Source organism: Vibrio sp. S457-15 (assembly GCF_000960545.1).
Taxonomy (GTDB): Bacteria; Pseudomonadota; Gammaproteobacteria; order Enterobacterales; family Vibrionaceae; genus Vibrio; species Vibrio parahaemolyticus.
The window spans coordinates 81,157-98,934 of sequence record NZ_JYOQ01000042.1; the positions used below are offsets into that span (position 1 = coordinate 81,157).

Consider the following 17,778-nt stretch of genomic DNA (forward strand, 5'->3'; position numbering starts at 1 on the left):
ACTTAGAGTGCATTTTTGATTCGTTTAGCTCAGATGCAAAAGCAGTACTTTTTGCATTGCACCACTAGCTAAATAATTACAACTACAAATTAAATAAGGAAAATAAAATGGCTAAGGGGCAATCTCTACAAGACCCATTTCTAAACGCGCTACGTCGTGAGCGTATTCCAGTGTCTATCTACCTTGTGAACGGTATCAAGCTACAAGGTCAGATCGAATCATTCGATCAATTCGTGATCCTGCTGAAAAATACTGTAAACCAAATGGTGTACAAGCACGCGATTTCTACAGTTGTGCCGGCTCGTCCAGTGAGCCACCACAGCGGTGATCGTCCTCAAGGCGACCGTCCACAAGAGAAATCAGAAGATTAATTCTTCATCGAGTATTTTTAAAATAAGGAGTTGATTGCTTGTTTGACCGTTATGAATCCGGTGAGCGAGCCGTACTTGTTCATATCAACTTCACGCAAGAAGGTGAATGGGAAGATCTGGCTGAGTTCGAAATGCTGGTTTCTTCCGCTGGGGTTGAGACGCTGCAAGTTGTAACTGGTAGTCGTCAATCCCCACACCCGAAATACTATGTCGGAGAGGGTAAGGCCCAAGAAATTGCTACTACGGTACAATTGACTGGTGCTGAAATTGTGATTTTTAATCACTCCCTCTCTCCTGCCCAAGAACGTAACCTCGAAGCACTGTGCAAATGTCGAGTTCTCGACCGCACTGGTCTCATCCTCGATATCTTTGCTCAACGAGCACGAACACACGAAGGTAAGTTACAGGTTGAGCTGGCCCAACTTCGACACATTTCTACTCGTTTAATTCGTGGTTGGACGCACCTTGAAAGGCAGAAAGGGGGGATTGGTTTACGTGGCCCGGGTGAAACCCAGCTGGAAACCGACCGTCGTTTATTGCGTGAACGAATCAAAGCCATCCTGCGCCGCCTAGAAAAGGTAGCCAAGCAGCGTGAACAAGGACGCCGTGCCCGAAATCGAGCTGAAATCCCAACAATTTCTCTCGTGGGTTACACCAACGCGGGTAAGTCGACACTCTTCAACCGAATAACCGAAGCTGGCGTGTATGCCGCTGACCAATTGTTTGCTACTTTGGATCCTACACTACGTAAGATGGAGTTAGCGGATGTTGGCCCAGCCATACTGGCAGATACGGTTGGTTTTATTCGACATTTGCCTCACGACTTGGTTGCTGCCTTCAAAGCGACCTTGCAGGAAACGCAAGAAGCTGACATTTTGTTACATGTTGTTGATGCCAGTGATGAGCGTTTTCGTGAGAATATTCAAGCTGTTCATGAAGTATTAGAAGAGATCGACGCGCACGAAGTGCCGACGCTTGTCGTCATGAACAAAATCGACAATCTAGAGTCGCAGACACCTCGTATAGAACGTGATGAGGAAGGGGTTCCTCGTGCGGTCTGGGTATCTGCAATGGAAGGATGGGGCATTGAGCTCCTGTTTGATGCGCTGACGGAACGTCTGGCGTCGCAAATGGTCGAGCATCAGTTGCGAATTCCTCCACAGTATCAAGGAAGATTCCGTAGTACATTCTTCCAAATGAAGTGTATTCAACGTGAGGAATACGACCAGGATGGTAACTTGTTGATCGATATTCGAATGCAGCAAGTAGATTGGTCTAGACTTGAAAAAAGAGAAGGGGCAGTTTTGACTGACTTTATAGTCACTTAAAGGACTGCTACAGTATAACGTCATATCAAATGATGGAGCTTTCTAATGGCGTGGAATGAGCCTGGAAATAACAACGGCAACAATGGCCGCGATAATGACCCTTGGGGTAATAATAATCGTGGTGGCCAGCGTCCTGGTGGCCGAGATCAAGGTCCGCCAGATTTAGATGAAGTGTTCAACAAACTGAGTCAAAAGCTGGGTGGCAAGTTTGGTAAAAAAGGTGGCGGTGGTTCCTCTATCGGCGGTGGCGGTGGTGCAATTGGCTTTGGTGTCATTGCGATCATTGCAATTGCGGTGTGGATTTTCGCTGGTTTTTACACCATCGGTGAAGCAGAGCGTGGTGTTGTACTGCGTTTAGGTAAATACGATCGTATCGTAGACCCAGGCCTTAACTGGCGTCCTCGTTTTATTGATGAATACGAAGCGGTTAACGTACAAGCGATTCGCTCACTACGTGCATCTGGTCTAATGCTGACGAAAGATGAAAACGTAGTAACGGTTGCAATGGACGTTCAATACCGAGTTGCTGACCCATACAAATACCTATACCGCGTGACCAATGCAGATGATAGCTTGCGTCAAGCAACAGACTCTGCGCTACGTGCGGTAATTGGTGATTCACTAATGGATAGCATTCTAACCAGTGGTCGTCAGCAAATTCGTCAAAGCACTCAAGAAACACTAAACCAAATCATCGATAGCTATGATATGGGTCTGGTGATTGTTGACGTGAACTTCCAGTCTGCACGTCCGCCAGAGCAAGTAAAAGATGCGTTTGATGACGCGATTGCTGCGCGTGAGGATGAAGAGCGTTTCATCCGTGAAGCAGAAGCTTACAAGAACGAAATCTTGCCGAAGGCAACGGGCCGTGCTGAACGTTTGAAGAAAGAAGCTCAAGGTTACAACGAGCGTGTAACTAACGAAGCATTGGGTCAAGTAGCCCAGTTTGAAAAACTACTACCTGAATACCAAGCGGCTCCTGGCGTAACACGTGACCGTCTGTACATTGACGCGATGGAAGAGGTTTACACCAACACATCTAAAGTGTTGATTGACTCTGAATCAAGCGGCAACCTTTTGTACCTACCAATCGATAAATTGGCAGGTCAAGAAGGCCAAACAGACACTAAACGTAAATCGAAATCTTCTTCAACCTACGATCACATTCAACTAGAGTCTGAGCGTACACAAGAAGAAACATCGAACACGCAGTCTCGTTCAACAGGTACACGTCAAGGGAGATACTAAGAATGCGTAAGTTAATGATCCCTGTACTGGTAATCGCACTAGCATTGATGCTGATGTCTCTGTTTGTGATTCCTGAAGGTGAGCGCGGTATTGTGGTTCGATTTGGTCGTGTTCTTAAAGACAATAACGACATCACTCGAATTTATGAACCGGGTCTGCATTTCAAAATGCCACTGTTTGATCGCGTGAAGCAGTTAGATGCTCGTATTCAAACGATGGATGGACGTGCTGACCGTTTCGTAACGTCAGAGAAAAAAGACGTTATCATCGATTCGTACGTGAAATGGCGTATTGAAGACTTCGGCCGTTACTACCTAGCAACAGGCGGTGGTAACTCTCTGACAGCCGAAGCGCTTCTTGAGCGTAAAGTCACAGACGTACTTCGTTCTGAGATTGGTGCTCGCGAAATCAAGCAAATCGTTTCTGGTCCACGTAATGATGATGTGCTACCAGAAGACGCAAGCAGTGATGAAGTGAACACAGAAGCGGCACGTGAAGCGTTAGAAATTGATGGTGAACGTGACCTAATCATGTCGGATGTACTGCGAGATACTCGTGAAAGCGCAATGAAAGACTTGGGTGTTCGCGTTGTCGATTTCCGTATGAAGAAAATCAACCTTCCTGATGAGATCAGTGAGTCAATTTACCGTCGTATGCGCGCTGAGCGTGAGTCGGTAGCTCGTAAGCACCGTTCTCAAGGTCGTGAGAAAGCAGAAATCATTCGTGCACAAGCGGAACTTGAAGTAGCAACCATTCTTGCAGAAGCGGATAAAACCGCTCGTGTTACACGCGGTGAAGCGGATGCAGAAGCAGCGAAGATCTATGCGAATGCATACAACAAAGATCCTGAGTTCTTCAGCTTCCTACGTTCTCTAAGAGCATACGAAAAATCATTCAGCTCTAAAAGCGACATTCTTGTTCTGGATCCGAAGAGTGACTTCTTCCAGTATATGAATAACGCGAAAGGTGCGAAAGCTGAATAAGCGAACCATCTGAAATCTAAAAAGGCTCCGTAAGGAGCCTTTTTTGTATCGGTTGTACCGTTGGTTTTGGTATGCCACCAAACATTAGCTCATCATAAATGCGATGACGGCTCCCGCCACCACAAGGCAGCCACCAATGCGCCGTAGCTGGTTGTCCGGTTGTTCACTCAGCTGTGCCACCATGTTTCGCCAGCCGTTTGGCGCGATCAAAGGGCCTATGCCTTCGGCAATTAAAACAAGTCCAATCGCTAGCCAAATAAAGTCAGACATAAAGATTTCCAGTCGAATTTAGAAAAGTAAATATTATCAGTGATGTATTGATTTCGAAATGTACAGCGTTGATGAGATTACATTCTGGTATCAACTCTGTGAACAAAAAATGACTGCAAGAATTGCGATTCGGTGCTAGAATCCATTTTTAACTAGCAATCAGACTTGGAAAGATGGGAAATAACGTAGTCGTTCTAGGCACCCAATGGGGTGACGAAGGTAAAGGTAAAATTGTAGACCTTTTAACTGAAGATGCAAAATACGTGGTGCGCTACCAAGGCGGTCACAACGCAGGTCACACTCTTGTAATTGACGGTGAAAAAACCGTTCTTCACTTAATTCCATCAGGTATCCTTCGCGATAACGTAAAATGTGTTATCGGTAACGGTGTTGTACTATCACCTGAAGCTCTACTTAAAGAAATGAAACCTCTTGAAGAGCGTGGTATTCCAGTACGCGAACGTCTTTTCATTTCTGAAGCATGTCCTCTAATTCTTCCTTACCACGTTGCAATGGACCAAGCTCGCGAAATCGCTCGCGGTAAAAAAGCTATCGGTACAACTGGTCGTGGTATCGGTCCTGCATACGAAGATAAAGTTGCTCGTCGCGGTCTACGCGTTGGCGACCTATTCGATATGGAAGCTTTCGCAGAGAAACTTAAAGAAGTTATGGAATACCACAACTTCCAACTAGTTAATTTCTACAAAGCTGAGCCAGTAAGCTATGAAGCAGTGCTTGAAGAAGCAAAAGGCTACGCAGAGCTACTAACTTCAATGGTTATCGACGTAACTGACGAACTAGACGCAGCACGCAAGCGCGGCGACAAGATCATGTTCGAAGGTGCGCAAGGTACACTACTTGATATCGACCATGGTACTTACCCATACGTAACTTCTTCTAACACGACTGCTGGTGGTGTTGCTGCAGGTTCTGGTTTCGGTCCTCGTCACATCGGTTACATTCTAGGTATCGCGAAAGCATACTGTACTCGTGTTGGTGCTGGTCCATTCCCAACAGAATTGTACGATGGTCTAGAGAAGCAAGACCCAGTAGGTAAGCACCTAGGTACTGTAGGTCACGAGTTCGGCGCAACCACTGGTCGTCTACGTCGTACTGGTTGGTTCGATGCTGTAGCTATGCGTCGTGCAATCCAAATCAACTCTGTATCTGGTTTCTGTCTAACTAAACTAGACGTACTAGATGGTCTAGAAGAGCTAAAAATCTGTACTGGTTACAAGATGGAAGATGGCTCTGTACTAGAAGTTTCGCCAATGGCTGCTGAAGCATTCGAAAAAGCGACGCCAATCTACGAAACAATGCCAGGTTGGTCTGAGAACACATTTGGTGCTAAGTCACTAGATGCTCTACCTCAAGCAGCTCTAAACTACATCAAACGTATCGAAGAGCTAACGGGCGTACCAGTAGACATCATCTCAACTGGTCCAGACCGTAACGAAACTATCATTAAGGTTCACCCATTCGAAGCTTAATAAGTACTCGTTAGAGATTTTAAAAGCCGACCTCAAGGTCGGCTTTTTTGTATCTGAGATAAAAATACCCACAGAGATAAATAATCTGCATATGGCAAGTTATTGCCGTTAAGCTTAAGGAAGAGGCAAAAATTGTCTAAAGCTTAGCTGCTGATTGCCGATAAGTTTATCAAGCAGGGGAGATCCTTGGCTGATCTTTGGTTTCTCAGATACCTTGAAGAGTACGTTTATGAAGTTACGAACAGTGGCTGCTTCACTGTTACTGATGCTGTCTGCCACAACAGTGCGAGCGAGTGCTGCTGATGTTGGTGCGCCAGTCCCCATCTACACCGAAGCAGAACTGATAAAGCTTATTGAGCAGAATAAGCATTTACAACGCGTGCGCGCTGATAACTGCCAGCTGGTGGAAGATATCGTAGCTCGTGCGACTCGAATTAACTTGCCTGCTTATGAGTTCCTATATGGCGACATGTTGGCGTGGGGGGTATGTGTCGAGCAAGATGTCGAGCTGGGGCTCTACTACATGGAAAATGCCGCGCAGCAAGGCTTACCTGCGGCATTAGAGCAGATTGGGCGTTACTATTCGCGCGGTACTTTGGTGCAACAAGACAAAGAGCGTGCGATTCCGTATTTGCGTGAAGCCGCTTCTATGGGTAATTTAAACGCGCGTATTCATCTGGCTGAATTGCTGCTACGCGATTACGGTAGTCCGTTGGACTATGAAGATGCTTACCGCTGGTTGTACAACTCGGTGACCGCCGATCAGCGTCAACATAAACGCATTGCCGTATTAAGGCGTGGGCTAGAACAGCGTATGCCACAAAACATCATTGCACGCGCAAAAAGGCGTGACATGTTCTGGTAGATCTCCAGAAAATTTTCGGTAACTTCATACAACAAAGCCCACACTTCGTGGGCTTTGTTGTTTTCCCGATAGGTGAACGCGCTTAAACCACCTTATGTGGGCCAAAGCATTCGTAATGGAATTGTTCCTCAGGGACGCCAAGTTCTTGTAGCTGTTTCGCGACGTGCTGCATAAAGCCCACCGGACCACAGAAGTACACTTGTACGTTGTCTTGTTTGAGTGCGGCTTCGATTTCATGCAGGTTTACAAAGCCGGTAAAGTGGAAGTCTTCACCTATCTTGTCTTCTGCCGTTGGTTGGTTATACCAAATGAGCGCGTTCATGTTTTCTTTCGCCGTGACTAGCTGGTTTACGTGCTCTTTAAAGGCGTGGTGTTTGCTGTTTTCTGTTGCATGTACCCAAGTCACTGGCGCGTGATGTTCCGTCAAGCTTTCTAGCATTGACAGTGTTGGCGTAAGGCCGACACCTGCAGAAATCAGCACCACTGGTGTATTGGTGTCTACATCCATAAAGAAATCACCCGCTGGCGCTGCGAGTTTTACTTTATCGCCGATGTTTAGCTCATCGTGCAGGTAGTTGGATACTTTACCGCCTTGTTCACGTTTTACGGAGATGCGGTAAGTGTTCTCTTGAACCGAAGAAGATAGGCTGTATTGACGGATCTCTTGGTTTTCAAACTTATCGCTGTTGATGTAGATGCCGAGGTACTGCCCAGGCTTGTACTTCGTCACTTTACTGCCATCCGTCGGTTTGAAAACAAAACTGCAAATGTGTTCACTTTCCAATTGTTTACCGACCAACTCAAACTCACGTAGCCCTCGCCAACCACCTTCTTGCGATGCATTCGCTTGATAGATTTGCTCTTCGCGCTGGATAAATACATTAGCCAATACGCCATAAGCTTCAGCCCACGCGTCTAAAACTTCTTGGCCCGGATTGAATAACTCATCAATTGTAGCGATCAAGTGTTTACCTACGATTTGATACTGATCTTTCGTGATCAAAAAGCTGGTGTGTTTATGCGCAATTTTCTCCACAGCGCCAAGCAGAGCAGGCAAGTTTTCAATGTTAGCAGCGTATGCACAGATGGCATTGAATAGCGCTTCACGCTGATCGCCATTACGCTGGTTGCTCATGTTGAAAATGTCTTTTAACTCAGGGTTGTGAGTAAACATGCGGTCATAGAAGTGAGCGGTCAGTTTTGGTCCTGTTTCTGCGATTAGTGGCGCGGTCGCTTTCACGATCTCAATGGTTTGATTGTTGAGCATAAGAACTTCCTATTTTAAAGTTGTATTTATAATGCATGTTTAAAGTTGTATCTCAAATGTATCTTTCGATCAAGAAAAGATTTACACTTTTGTCGATAGCGTAAGTTGGTTGTTTCGTCACTGACATTGAGCTATTAAGTCGCACTCTGGGAGAGAACATGCAGTTAACGAGCTTTACTGATTACGCGCTGAGAACCTTGATTTATTTAGCATCATTGCCAAAAGATGAGCTGACCAATATCACCGAAGTGACGGATTTGTTTGGTGTGTCTCGTAATCATATGGTCAAAGTAATCAACCGTTTAGGGCAGCTAGGCTACGTACATACCGTACGCGGTAAAAACGGTGGTATTCGCTTGATGAAGCCAGCGTCTGAGATCACCGTTGGTGGTGTCGTGCGAGATTTGGAGCCGTTAGATTTGGTCAATTGTGGGGTGGAGTTTTGCCACATTACTCCCGCATGCCGCCTCAAAGATAAGCTTGCCAAAGCAAAAAGTGCCTTCCTCGCCGAGTTGGATGAGTGCACCATTGAATCCTTACTGAGTGATAACTCTGAGCTTTTGATCCTGCTTGCTCGCCCTTAGTTTATTTGCAGTTCCAGAGTCGATCTCGATCATTCTTTTTTCAAAGCAATTCTGTAGGTTATCGAGAGACTCAGATATACTAGCTCTATACCTTCCTTGCTAGATAGGCGTGCCTATGTCAGACAATATTCCAAACGATCCATTCGCAGATCGTGAATCCCAAAATTACGAAAATCCAATTCCAAGCCGAGAGTTCATCCTCGAGTTCCTTGAACAAGCGGGCGTGCCAATGAACCGCAATGACTTGTTCGAAGCTTTAAAGTTAGCGGGCGAAGAGCAATACGAAGGGTTGCGCCGCCGTTTACGTGCCATGGAACGAGATGGTCAACTGGTGTTTACCCGCCGTCAATGCTACGCATTGCCTGAAAAACTTGAAATGGTGAAAGGTTACGTGATTGGCCACAAAGATGGTCACGGTTGGGTACGTCCAGAAGGCAGCGTCGGCAAGGACGATGATATTTTGCTGCCACATCACCAAATGAAGAACATCATTCATGGTGATTTCGTGCTGGTGCAACCAACAGACAACAGCAAGCGTGGTCGTCGTGAAGGTCGCTTAGTTCGCGTACTTGAAGAGCGCAATAGCCAGATTGTTGGCCGCTTCTTCCTTGAGTACGGCTACTCATATGTTGTGCCGGATGATTCGCGCATCAGCCAAGATATTCTGATCCCGAACGAGCATAAAGCTGGCGCTCGTATGGGTAACGTCGTGGTGATTGAAATTACCGATCGTGGTTCTCGCTCGCGTGGCATGATGGGTAAAGTGGTTGAAGTTCTTGGCGAAAATATGGCGCCAGGTATGGAAACACAAATCGCAATTCGCACCCATCAAATCCCTTATGAGTGGCCAGAAGCGGTCGAAAAACAAATCGTAAACTTGGGCGAAGAAGTGCCTGAAGAAGCGAAAGTTGGCCGTGTTGACTTGCGTGAATTGCCGCTCGTTACCATTGACGGTGAAGATGCGCGAGACTTCGATGACGCCGTTTTCTGTGAGAAGAAAAAAGATGGTGGCTGGCGTCTTTGGGTCGCAATCGCAGACGTAAGCTACTACGTGCGCCCAGACTCAGCGTTAGACAAAGAAGCCATCAACCGTGGTAACTCTGTGTACTTCCCATCGCAAGTTGTCCCAATGTTGCCTGAAGTGCTTTCAAACGGTTTGTGTTCGCTTAACCCGCAAGTGGATCGCTTGTGTATGGTGTGTGAGATGACCATTTCTGAAAGCGGTAAGCTCTCAAGCTACAAGCACTACGAAGCGGTAATGAATTCCCACGCTCGTCTCACATATAGCAAAGTGAGCGCGATTCTTGAAGGTGATGAAGAACTGCGTGAACGCTACCAGCCACTCGTGTCGCATCTTGAAGAGTTGCACGCGATGTACAAAGTGTTGAAAGAAGCGCGTGATCAACGTGGTGCGATTGAGTTTGAGACCGTCGAAACCAAATTCATTTTTAATGCTGAGCGCAAGATTGAAAGCATTGAGCCAGTGATTCGTAATGATGCGCATAAGATCATCGAAGAATGTATGATCTTAGCTAACATTGCCTCGGCATCATTGGTAGAAAAAGCCAAAGAGCCTGCACTGTATCGTATTCACGAATCTCCGGGTGAGCTGCGCTTGCAAGGCTTCCGCGATTTCCTAAGTGAGCTAGGTTTAGAGTTGAAAGGTGGTTTAGAACCTTCTCCAACAGACTACGCCGATCTCGCGCGTCAAATTGCAGGTCGTCAAGACCAAGAGCTTATCCAAACCATGCTGCTGCGCTCCATGAAGCAAGCGGTGTACAACGCGGACAACGCAGGCCACTTCGGTTTGGCGCTTAAGCGTTACGCGCACTTTACGTCACCAATTCGTCGTTACCCTGACTTGTTGCTGCACCGTGCTATCAAGTACTTGATCGCTAAAGAAGAAGGCCGCAACCAAGACCGTTGGACGCCAACGGGTGGTTACCATTACTCATTCGATGACATGGACTTCTACGGCGAACAATGTTCAATGACTGAGCGCCGCGCTGATGATGCAACGCGTGAAGTTGCGGATTGGTTGAAGTGTGAATACATGCAAGATCACGTCGGCGATGAGTTGGAAGGCGTGATTGCTAACGTCACCAGTTTTGGCTTCTTCGTGCGCTTGACCGATCTGCATATCGATGGTTTGGTGCACATTTCAACGCTTGCGAACGACTACTACCAGTTTGATCCTATTGGTCAAAGACTTATCGGTGAAAGCTTCGGTAACATCTATCGTTTGGGTGATGCGGTCAAAGTAAAAGTGCTGGCTGTTAACCTAGATGACAAGCAAATTGACTTTGAATTGGTCGAAACAAGTCGTAAGCTACGCGGCGAAGGTAAGACAGCTAAGAAACGAGCTGCGGAAGCGCAACGCAAAGCCAAAGAGAAAAAACGTGCGGCGACACGTTCTTCATCAAAAGAAGGTGCTGCAGCGCGCGCTGTTCCTGCTATTGAGCCAACTAAGCGCCCAGAACAAACGGATTCTGGCCGTAAACGCAAAGGGCCAAAACGTGGGGATGACGACAGCGCAAAGAAGCCAAAGGTGAAGAAAGCCCACAAGAAAAAGCCACACAGTAAGCCAAAGAAAACCAAGCGCACTAAGCAAGACGCGCAGTAGGCTGAAGCGCCAATCTGTTACCGCAGATTGGCGGTGAGCGAAGCACAGAAACAGGTTAAGTAATGAGTAACGAATTTATTTACGGTATTCATGCCGTGAAAGCGGTATTGGAACGCGAACCAGAACGTTTTATTGAAGCGTACGTTCTAAAAGGACGCCAAGACGATCGCCTAATGCCAATCTTGAACGATTTGCAGGTGTGTGGTGTTTCTATCCAACAAATGACGCGTAAAACCTTGGATGACAAAGCACATGGTGCAAACCACCAAGGCATCATCGCGCGCGTAAAACCAGCAAAACAGCTGAACGAAAACGACATCGACGACATCCTAGCGCAGCATGAGACACCGTTGCTATTGGTGTTGGATGGCGTGACTGACCCTCACAACCTTGGTGCCTGTTTACGTAACGCCGATGCTGCTGGTGTTGCTGCGATTATCGTTCCTAAAGATCGATCAGCACCAATGAATGCGACAGTAAGCAAAGTAGCCTGTGGCGCTGCAGAAGTGGTGCCTTTGATTCGTGTAACCAACCTAGCGCGCACAATGCGTACTCTGCAAGAGCAGGGCATCTGGTTCGTGGGTACGGCGGGTGAAGCGACACACGACATTTATCAAGCAAAACTGACTGGTCCTCTGGCAATTGTCATGGGCGCAGAAGGTGATGGCATGCGCCGCCTAACGCGAGAAACTTGCGATGATTTGATTAAAATCCCAATGGCAGGTAGCGTATCAAGTTTGAATGTGTCGGTTGCATCAGGCATCTGTTTATTCGAAGCAGTTCGTCAGCGCTTGGCTGCGAAGTAAGCGAATGAGAACATATGTCACTGAGCCCAAAGGCTTAGTGGCTTGAAGAATCAAACACATAGGATGGGAAACCATCCTTTGTTATTTTTAGCTAGGGAAATTATGACTCAACAAGATATTAAACTGATTGCGTTCGATCTGGATGGCACATTGTTGGACAGCGTACCTGATTTGGCGGTTGCTGCAGACCAAGCGGTACAAGCTTTGGGTTACCCTGCAGTATCGGAAGAGCAAGTACGTGATTACGTAGGTAACGGTGCTGACGTCCTGATTGGCCGTGCACTAAGCCAAAGCATGACCATCAGTAGCGATCTTAGTGAAGAGCTGCGCGCAAAAGGACGCGAGCTGTTTGATGACTTTTACGCGCAAAGCGGTCATCAGCTGAGCCATCTTTACCCAACAGTAAAAGAGACGCTAGAAGAGCTACATCAGGCAGGCTTTACGATGGCGCTTGTAACGAACAAACCATCGAAGTTTGTGCCAGAAATTCTAGAGCAACATGGCATCGCAAAATACTTTGTGGACGTATTGGGTGGTGATGCATTCCCTGAGAAAAAACCAAACCCCGTCGCACTGAACTGGTTGATGGAAAAACATCAGGTGAAAGCGAGCGAAATGCTGATGGTTGGCGACTCGAAGAATGACATCCTTGCGGCGAAAAACGCAGGTTGTGCTTCGTTTGGTTTAACATACGGTTACAACCATGGTGAGCCTATTTCAGCTTCAAACCCAGATTTTGTCGCAGACAGTTTATCTGAATTATTGGAAGTAGTAGCCGTTTCTGCATAACGGCAACAAAAGAGCTTCCAAAATACTTGTTAATGAGTACACTGAGTAAACCGTGCGCTAAAAGCCGCACGGTTTTTCATTTTAATTAGATTAAGAAGTCAAAGGAATCATTCTAATGAGCAAACCCATCGTATTGAGTGGTGTTCAACCGTCAGGTGAACTAAGTATCGGTAACTACTTGGGTGCTCTACGTCAATGGCAGCAGATGCAAGACGATTATGATTGCCAATACTGTGTTGTAGACCTTCACGCGGTTACGGTTCGCCAAGATCCTAAAGCCCTACATGAAGCGACTCTAGACGCATTGGCGATCTGTCTGGCAGTTGGTGTTGATCCGAAGAAGAGCACGCTATTTGTTCAGTCACACGTACCAGAGCATGCTCAACTTGGTTGGCTTCTTAACTGTTACACTCAAATGGGTGAACTGAGCCGTATGACTCAGTTTAAAGACAAGTCTGCACGTTACGCGAACGACGTAAACGTGGGTCTGTTTGATTACCCAGTGCTAATGGCAGCCGACATCCTGCTTTACGGCGCACACCAAGTGCCAGTAGGTAGCGATCAGAAGCAGCACCTAGAATTAGCGCGTGATATCGCAACGCGTTTCAACAACATTTACTCACCAGAAAGCCCAATCTTCACGGTGCCTGAGCCATACATTCCAACGGTTAACGCACGCGTAATGAGCCTTCAAGATGCGACGAAGAAAATGTCGAAGTCTGATGATAACCGTAAGAACGTTATCACGCTGCTTGAAGAGCCGAAATCGATCATCAAGAAGATCAATAAAGCGCAAACGGATACCGAAACGCCACCAAGCATTCGCCATGATGTTGAAAACAAAGCGGGTATTGCAAACCTAATGGGTCTTTACTCTGCAGCGACAGGCATGAGCTTTGAAGAGATTGAAGCGAAATACAAAGGTGTTGAAATGTACGGCCCATTCAAGAAAGACGTGGGTGAAGCGGTTGTTGCGATGCTTGAGCCAATTCAAGAAGAATACCGTCGTATTCGCGCAGATCGCGCATTTATGGATGAAGTGATGAAGCAAGGCGCGGAGAAAGCATCGGCTCGCGCGGCGGAAACACTGAAGAAAGCATACGAAGCTGTCGGTTTTGTTGCTCGTCCGTAATCTCAAGTAATCCAATACCCAAAAAGCTCCACTTCGGTGGAGCTTTTTTTATGTGCTGAGAAAATTACTCAAAGGGCGTGTTGTCCATACAGCGCTCCATATCATAGTACTCAACGCGGCCACGAGCGCCTAAAAACGAAGACTTCACCACCATCCCACGATCCACATAATTAGTGAGGAAAACACAGGATATCTCGTAACTTAACTGTTTGATTTTATATGGCTCCCAGTAATAGTCTGGTCCAGGCAGGCGGGCACGAAAAGAAATGACACCATCGTCACTGACTTCAAACTCTTCCATTCCCTTGAACTCATTTTTTGCTGATTGGATAGTTTTTTGCTTGGCGGTTGGGTAAAGCGGTTCAGTAGATGTTAGCTGACAGCCCGTCATAAGCCCAAACGCGGAGAGAGCTAGTCCAATACGTTGAATTGTTTTCATTGATTTTTCCACGATAGATGATGGATGAGATCTTATTGTCTCGCGTTGGTTTTATAACGCTTGTGTATGTTTTTCTCCACTGTGTTGTCGGAATTTATCATTTTTGATTGATAAAAATTTGAAGTGTGAATGGCGAATACGCAAAGCGGGGGAGTAAATAACAAGCGAGATTCTGAAATAAACTAAAGTAGCAATATTCTAAATTAGTAATTAATTATATTTAATGAAGCATGAAAGCGCTTGAAATAATAGTTTGGTGTACCAAGAAAGCATTGATGTATTCCATAACATGGAACGGAAAAATAAACTGAGCAATTAGTCTAATTTTGCTTTCCTGCTGCACTACTGAACTGTATTTATTACAAAATATGTTTGAATACGCTGTTTTGGCATATTTTTATAGATTCACATGTGATTTATTTCACGGCTTTTACTGCTCTTTCTTATTTATTTCATAAATAAACCTGATAGTAGACGCAAATGGTAGGCTCTGATCGGAGCTTAGTTTGCATTTAAATAAATATCAGGTACGACAATGGACACGTTAATCAAACCCTCAATACTTGCATTAACCATCGCCAGTGCGCTTAGCGCTAACGCGAATGCAGAAATTATCATTTCCCAGTACGTAGAAGGTGGCTCGTATAATAAAGCGGTCGAGATCGCGAATACCGGTGATGTCGCAGTCACGCTAACAGGTTATGAGCTAGCGAAATCATCTAATGGTGGTGGCACTTGGGGCAGCAAGATCGATTTGAGCCAAGTAACGTTGCAAGCGAAGCAGGTGTTTGTTCTTGCCCATGGCGATGCCAGCGATGCGATTAAAGCAGTGGCTGACCAGACCGATAAAAACGTGGCGAACTTTAATGGTGACGATCCTCTCGCACTATTAAAAGATGGTGAAGTTCACGACATGGTCGGCGTGATGGGTGGTGTAGCATTTGGCAAAGACGCCACTTTGGTACGTAACGGTGACGCACTGACGCCTTCTGCGACTTTCCAATCTTCTCAATGGACAACGTTAGCAAAAGACAACATTGATGGCTTGGGCGAGCTGAATGCAGCTGAGCCACCTGCAGCATTTGTGTGTGAAGTGGATGGACACGCGCCAACGTTCACATCCATTCAAGACATTCAAGGAGAAGGTGCTTCTTCGCCATTTATCGATGGTTACCCATACATTACGACAGAAGAGCATTTTGTTACTGGTGTCGTGAGCGCTGTTACTAGCGGTTTGACGAAAGGCTTCTACCTGCAAGCTATCGAGAACGATAACAACGATAAGACGTCAGAAGGTCTATTTATTCATACGAACGCCGCAGATACCGAGCTAAAGCCTGGTGACGTAGTTTGTGTGAAAGGTAAGGTTCAGGAGTACTACAGCAATACTCAGCTTTCTTCTGACGCAACCAGCTATGTAAAAACTGGCACGTCAGACATTTCATTGGTGACGCCGCTTGTGATCAAAGAAGGCGAAACTCTGCGTGATGCGTTAGAGCGTCATGAAGGGATGCAAGTGACGCTGAACTCAGCCAGTGATTTGTTTGTTACTCGCAACTTCTCTTACGATTACGATTCAAAACGTAACAACATGATGTTGTCGCACCAAGCTCCGCTCTTTAAGCCAACTCAGCTTCACGCAGCAGACAGTGCAGAAGCGGTCGCGCTAGCAAAACAAAATGCAGAGAATCGAGTTTTCCTAGAATCTGATGCCAAAGCACCGAACGGCAAAATTCCTTACTACCCTGAGTTTGGTCAAGATTTGGATCAAGACGGTTCATCTGAACAGCACATTCGCTTAGGTTCGCGCGTTGAAGGTTTACAGGGCGTAGTGAATTACAGCTACAACGAATACCGTCTGATCGCGACGAACGATGTAAACAACACTAACTTTGTGGCAACGGGTGATGGTTTTGATGTAGAGCGTAAAGCGGCGCCAGCTATCGCAGAGTCGGATTTACGCGTTGCAAGCTTTAACGTGCTTAACTACTTCACTTCGGTTGCAGACAGCGGAAACAACAACCCGACAGGCCAAAACCGTGGCGCGACGAATCACGATGAGTTCTTGATCCAACAAGCGAAGATCGTGTCTGCGATGAACAAGATGGATGCTGACATCATTGGTTTGATGGAAGTGGAGAATAACGGCTTCGGTGATGGCAGTGCTGTGCAAAACTTGGTGGATGCATTGAATGCAGAAATCGATGACGCAGACGATCATTACACTTACGTTGAAATCGCAGATAAAGACAAGTACCAAGAAGAGTACTTCGGAAGCGATGCGATCATGGTTGCTATCTTGTACCGCGCGAAAGTGGTCACGCCAAAAGAAGCGGCGAAAGTGATCTTCACGCCAGAGCAGCACATTGCCGAAAATACCATTACCCGTAAAGATGGTGCTGAGAGCAACCCTGCGTACGACAAATACCAACGCCACAGCTTGTTGCAAACCTTCACGGTACAAGAGAGCGGTGAAGATCTTTCTATCGTCGTTAACCACTTCAAATCGAAAGGTTCTGAATGTATTGAAGAGTGGATTGCCGGCGTAGAAGACTCGGAGCCTGCGGATCTGCAAGGTAACTGTAACAACTTCCGTGTTTCTGCTGCGCACGCAGTGGGTGAAGCGTTGAAAGACGTGAAAGGCGATGTGTTGCTGATGGGGGACCTCAATGCGTATGGCATGGAAGATCCACTACTGACACTGACTGACTACTCGAAAGAGAAATACGGACGTGATATCTACACAGCGGGTTACACCACAATCAACGGTGGTGAGTTGCAAGTTGAGCAAACGCAAATCAAACAAGGTTACGGCCTGAACAACCTTAATACCTTGCTGCATGGCACTGACACGTTCTCGTACACCTATTCTGGTGAGCTGGGCAATTTAGACCACGCCTTGGCAAGCAACAGTTTGGCGCAAAAAGTGGTAGCGATTGAAGATTGGCACATTAACTCACTAGAAAGTAATTTGTTTGAGTATGGCAGCAAATACACAGGTGACATGCCGAAATACAAAGATGCGTTCTCGGCATCTGACCACGATCCTGTGATCATCGCGATTGATTTACCTGATACGGATATCGATTTACCGAAAGCGGGTGAAAACTTAGCGGTAGATGTACGTTTGCCACCAAACGCGGTTGCAGGTGAAATCGTGACTGTTAGCTTAACCGTCGCGACTCAAGCTACCGCTGTAAGTAGTGACGCGAAAGCTTACTCAGCGAGCAAGACTTTGGATCAAACGGACATTAAAGCGCGCAGCGTGAATGTTGAGTTTGAACAGGCGCCAGAGCAAGGTAACTACCAACTGGAAGAGAAAGTGACAGACTCGACTGGCAACGTCGTTAAGTTTAGCTCTGCTCGTGCAGTCTCTATGACTCAACCTGAAACGGGCACCACAGATTCGAAAGACTCTGATGGTGGTTCGTTTGGGTTTGGTGCACTGCTAGCAATGCTTGGACTTGGTTTGTTCCGCCGCCGCCGTTAAGCCACTCCTTTCCTAAAAACATAGCTGTAAAACTCAAAGGCCAGCCGATGCTGGCCTTTTTATTGCGCAAAGACTTGCCTTTCTAATTGGGTG

15 protein-coding genes are annotated in these 17,778 nt (G+C 46.5%); 12 read left to right on the forward strand and 3 right to left on the reverse strand.

What is annotated here, in order from left to right; all coding sequences use genetic code 11:
* Positions 1 to 107: 107 nt before the first annotated feature.
* From hfq to hflC, 4 genes are read left to right on the forward strand one after another with little or no spacing between them, the layout of a single operon-like run.
* Positions 108 to 371: an RNA chaperone Hfq gene (gene hfq / locus UF05_RS05850; protein ID WP_005438329.1), complete on the forward strand. Its 264-nt coding sequence runs from the start codon at positions 108 to 110 to the stop codon at positions 369 to 371.
* A 38-nt stretch (positions 372 to 409) separates the two neighbouring features.
* Entirely contained in the window at positions 410 to 1,699 is a 1,290-nt protein-coding gene (gene hflX, locus UF05_RS05855; RefSeq protein ID WP_045545935.1) for a ribosome rescue GTPase HflX, read from the forward strand.
* Positions 1,700 to 1,744: 45 nt separating this feature from the next.
* Positions 1,745 to 2,947 carry an FtsH protease activity modulator HflK gene (hflK, locus tag UF05_RS05860; RefSeq protein ID WP_005460667.1) on the forward strand — a complete coding sequence of 401 codons (1,203 nt, stop codon included), beginning with the start codon at positions 1,745 to 1,747 and terminating at the stop codon, positions 2,945 to 2,947.
* 2 nt (positions 2,948 to 2,949) lie between these two features.
* Positions 2,950 to 3,930: a protease modulator HflC gene (hflC, locus tag UF05_RS05865; protein ID WP_020839780.1), complete on the forward strand. Its 981-nt coding sequence runs from the start codon at positions 2,950 to 2,952 to the stop codon at positions 3,928 to 3,930.
* Between the two features lie 84 nt (positions 3,931 to 4,014).
* On the opposite strand, the gene UF05_RS05870 is transcribed toward hflC, so the two are convergent.
* Positions 4,015 to 4,200 (reverse strand): DUF2065 domain-containing protein, encoded by a 186-nt coding sequence (locus tag UF05_RS05870; RefSeq protein WP_045545936.1) that lies wholly within the window; start codon positions 4,198 to 4,200, stop codon positions 4,015 to 4,017.
* A gap of 173 nt (positions 4,201 to 4,373) precedes the next feature.
* Between UF05_RS05870 and UF05_RS05875 the strand changes: the two genes are divergently transcribed.
* A complete protein-coding gene (locus UF05_RS05875) occupies positions 4,374 to 5,690 on the forward strand; it encodes an adenylosuccinate synthase (protein WP_005460670.1) in 1,317 nt (438 codons plus the stop codon).
* A gap of 229 nt (positions 5,691 to 5,919) precedes the next feature.
* A complete protein-coding gene (motX, locus tag UF05_RS05880) occupies positions 5,920 to 6,555 on the forward strand; it encodes a flagellar protein MotX (protein WP_005496512.1) in 636 nt (211 codons plus the stop codon).
* Positions 6,556 to 6,637: 82 nt separating this feature from the next.
* Here motX and hmpA read toward each other — a convergent pair whose 3' ends face one another.
* Complete coding sequence (hmpA, locus tag UF05_RS05885; protein WP_045545937.1) at positions 6,638 to 7,822, reverse strand: NO-inducible flavohemoprotein; 1,185 nt, start codon at positions 7,820 to 7,822, stop codon at positions 6,638 to 6,640.
* A 158-nt stretch (positions 7,823 to 7,980) separates the two neighbouring features.
* On the opposite strand from hmpA, the gene nsrR reads away from it, so the two are divergent.
* The 5 genes from nsrR (at position 7,981) to trpS (ending at position 13,756) form a co-directional block, all read left to right on the forward strand.
* The gene (gene nsrR, locus UF05_RS05890) at positions 7,981 to 8,406 is read left to right on the forward strand and encodes a nitric oxide-sensing transcriptional repressor NsrR (RefSeq protein WP_005460673.1); all 426 of its coding nucleotides are present in this window, start codon (positions 7,981 to 7,983) and stop codon (positions 8,404 to 8,406) included.
* Positions 8,407 to 8,521: 115 nt separating this feature from the next.
* Entirely contained in the window at positions 8,522 to 11,029 is a 2,508-nt protein-coding gene (rnr, locus tag UF05_RS05895; RefSeq protein WP_045545938.1) for a ribonuclease R, read from the forward strand.
* A gap of 62 nt (positions 11,030 to 11,091) precedes the next feature.
* Complete coding sequence (gene rlmB / locus UF05_RS05900) at positions 11,092 to 11,835, forward strand: 23S rRNA (guanosine(2251)-2'-O)-methyltransferase RlmB (protein WP_005455666.1); 744 nt, start codon at positions 11,092 to 11,094, stop codon at positions 11,833 to 11,835.
* Positions 11,836 to 11,937: 102 nt separating this feature from the next.
* Positions 11,938 to 12,624 (forward strand): phosphoglycolate phosphatase, encoded by a 687-nt coding sequence (locus UF05_RS05905; RefSeq protein ID WP_005496518.1) that lies wholly within the window; start codon positions 11,938 to 11,940, stop codon positions 12,622 to 12,624.
* A gap of 115 nt (positions 12,625 to 12,739) precedes the next feature.
* Positions 12,740 to 13,756, forward strand: coding sequence for a tryptophan--tRNA ligase (gene trpS / locus UF05_RS05910; RefSeq protein ID WP_005468382.1), 1,017 nt, complete (start codon positions 12,740 to 12,742; stop codon positions 13,754 to 13,756).
* Positions 13,757 to 13,820: 64 nt separating this feature from the next.
* Here the strand turns inward: trpS and UF05_RS05915 are convergent, their stop codons facing one another.
* A complete protein-coding gene (locus UF05_RS05915; protein WP_025638973.1) occupies positions 13,821 to 14,195 on the reverse strand; it encodes a hypothetical protein in 375 nt (124 codons plus the stop codon).
* 535 nt (positions 14,196 to 14,730) lie between these two features.
* On the opposite strand from UF05_RS05915, the gene UF05_RS05920 reads away from it, so the two are divergent.
* Positions 14,731 to 17,685: an ExeM/NucH family extracellular endonuclease gene (locus UF05_RS05920; protein ID WP_045545939.1), complete on the forward strand. Its 2,955-nt coding sequence runs from the start codon at positions 14,731 to 14,733 to the stop codon at positions 17,683 to 17,685.
* The last annotated feature ends 93 nt before the right edge of the window (positions 17,686 to 17,778 follow it).

Bases quoted from the DNA above. Each gene is read 5' to 3' on its own strand.
- hfq (WP_005438329.1), top strand. From the start codon at position 108: ATGGCTAAGGGGCAATCTCTACAAGACCCATTTCTAAACGCGCTACGT.
- hflK (WP_005460667.1), top strand. From the start codon at position 1,745: ATGGCGTGGAATGAGCCTGGAAATAACAACGGCAACAATGGCCGCGAT.
- hflC (WP_020839780.1), top strand. From the start codon at position 2,950: ATGCGTAAGTTAATGATCCCTGTACTGGTAATCGCACTAGCATTGATG.
- UF05_RS05870 (WP_045545936.1), bottom strand. From the start codon at position 4,200: ATGTCTGACTTTATTTGGCTAGCGATTGGACTTGTTTTAATTGCCGAA.
- UF05_RS05875 (WP_005460670.1), top strand. From the start codon at position 4,374: ATGGGAAATAACGTAGTCGTTCTAGGCACCCAATGGGGTGACGAAGGT.
- motX (WP_005496512.1), top strand. From the start codon at position 5,920: ATGAAGTTACGAACAGTGGCTGCTTCACTGTTACTGATGCTGTCTGCC.
- hmpA (WP_045545937.1), bottom strand. From the start codon at position 7,822: ATGCTCAACAATCAAACCATTGAGATCGTGAAAGCGACCGCGCCACTA.
- nsrR (WP_005460673.1), top strand. From the start codon at position 7,981: ATGCAGTTAACGAGCTTTACTGATTACGCGCTGAGAACCTTGATTTAT.
- rnr (WP_045545938.1), top strand. From the start codon at position 8,522: ATGTCAGACAATATTCCAAACGATCCATTCGCAGATCGTGAATCCCAA.
- rlmB (WP_005455666.1), top strand. From the start codon at position 11,092: ATGAGTAACGAATTTATTTACGGTATTCATGCCGTGAAAGCGGTATTG.
- UF05_RS05905 (WP_005496518.1), top strand. From the start codon at position 11,938: ATGACTCAACAAGATATTAAACTGATTGCGTTCGATCTGGATGGCACA.
- trpS (WP_005468382.1), top strand. From the start codon at position 12,740: ATGAGCAAACCCATCGTATTGAGTGGTGTTCAACCGTCAGGTGAACTA.
- UF05_RS05915 (WP_025638973.1), bottom strand. From the start codon at position 14,195: ATGAAAACAATTCAACGTATTGGACTAGCTCTCTCCGCGTTTGGGCTT.
- UF05_RS05920 (WP_045545939.1), top strand. From the start codon at position 14,731: ATGGACACGTTAATCAAACCCTCAATACTTGCATTAACCATCGCCAGT.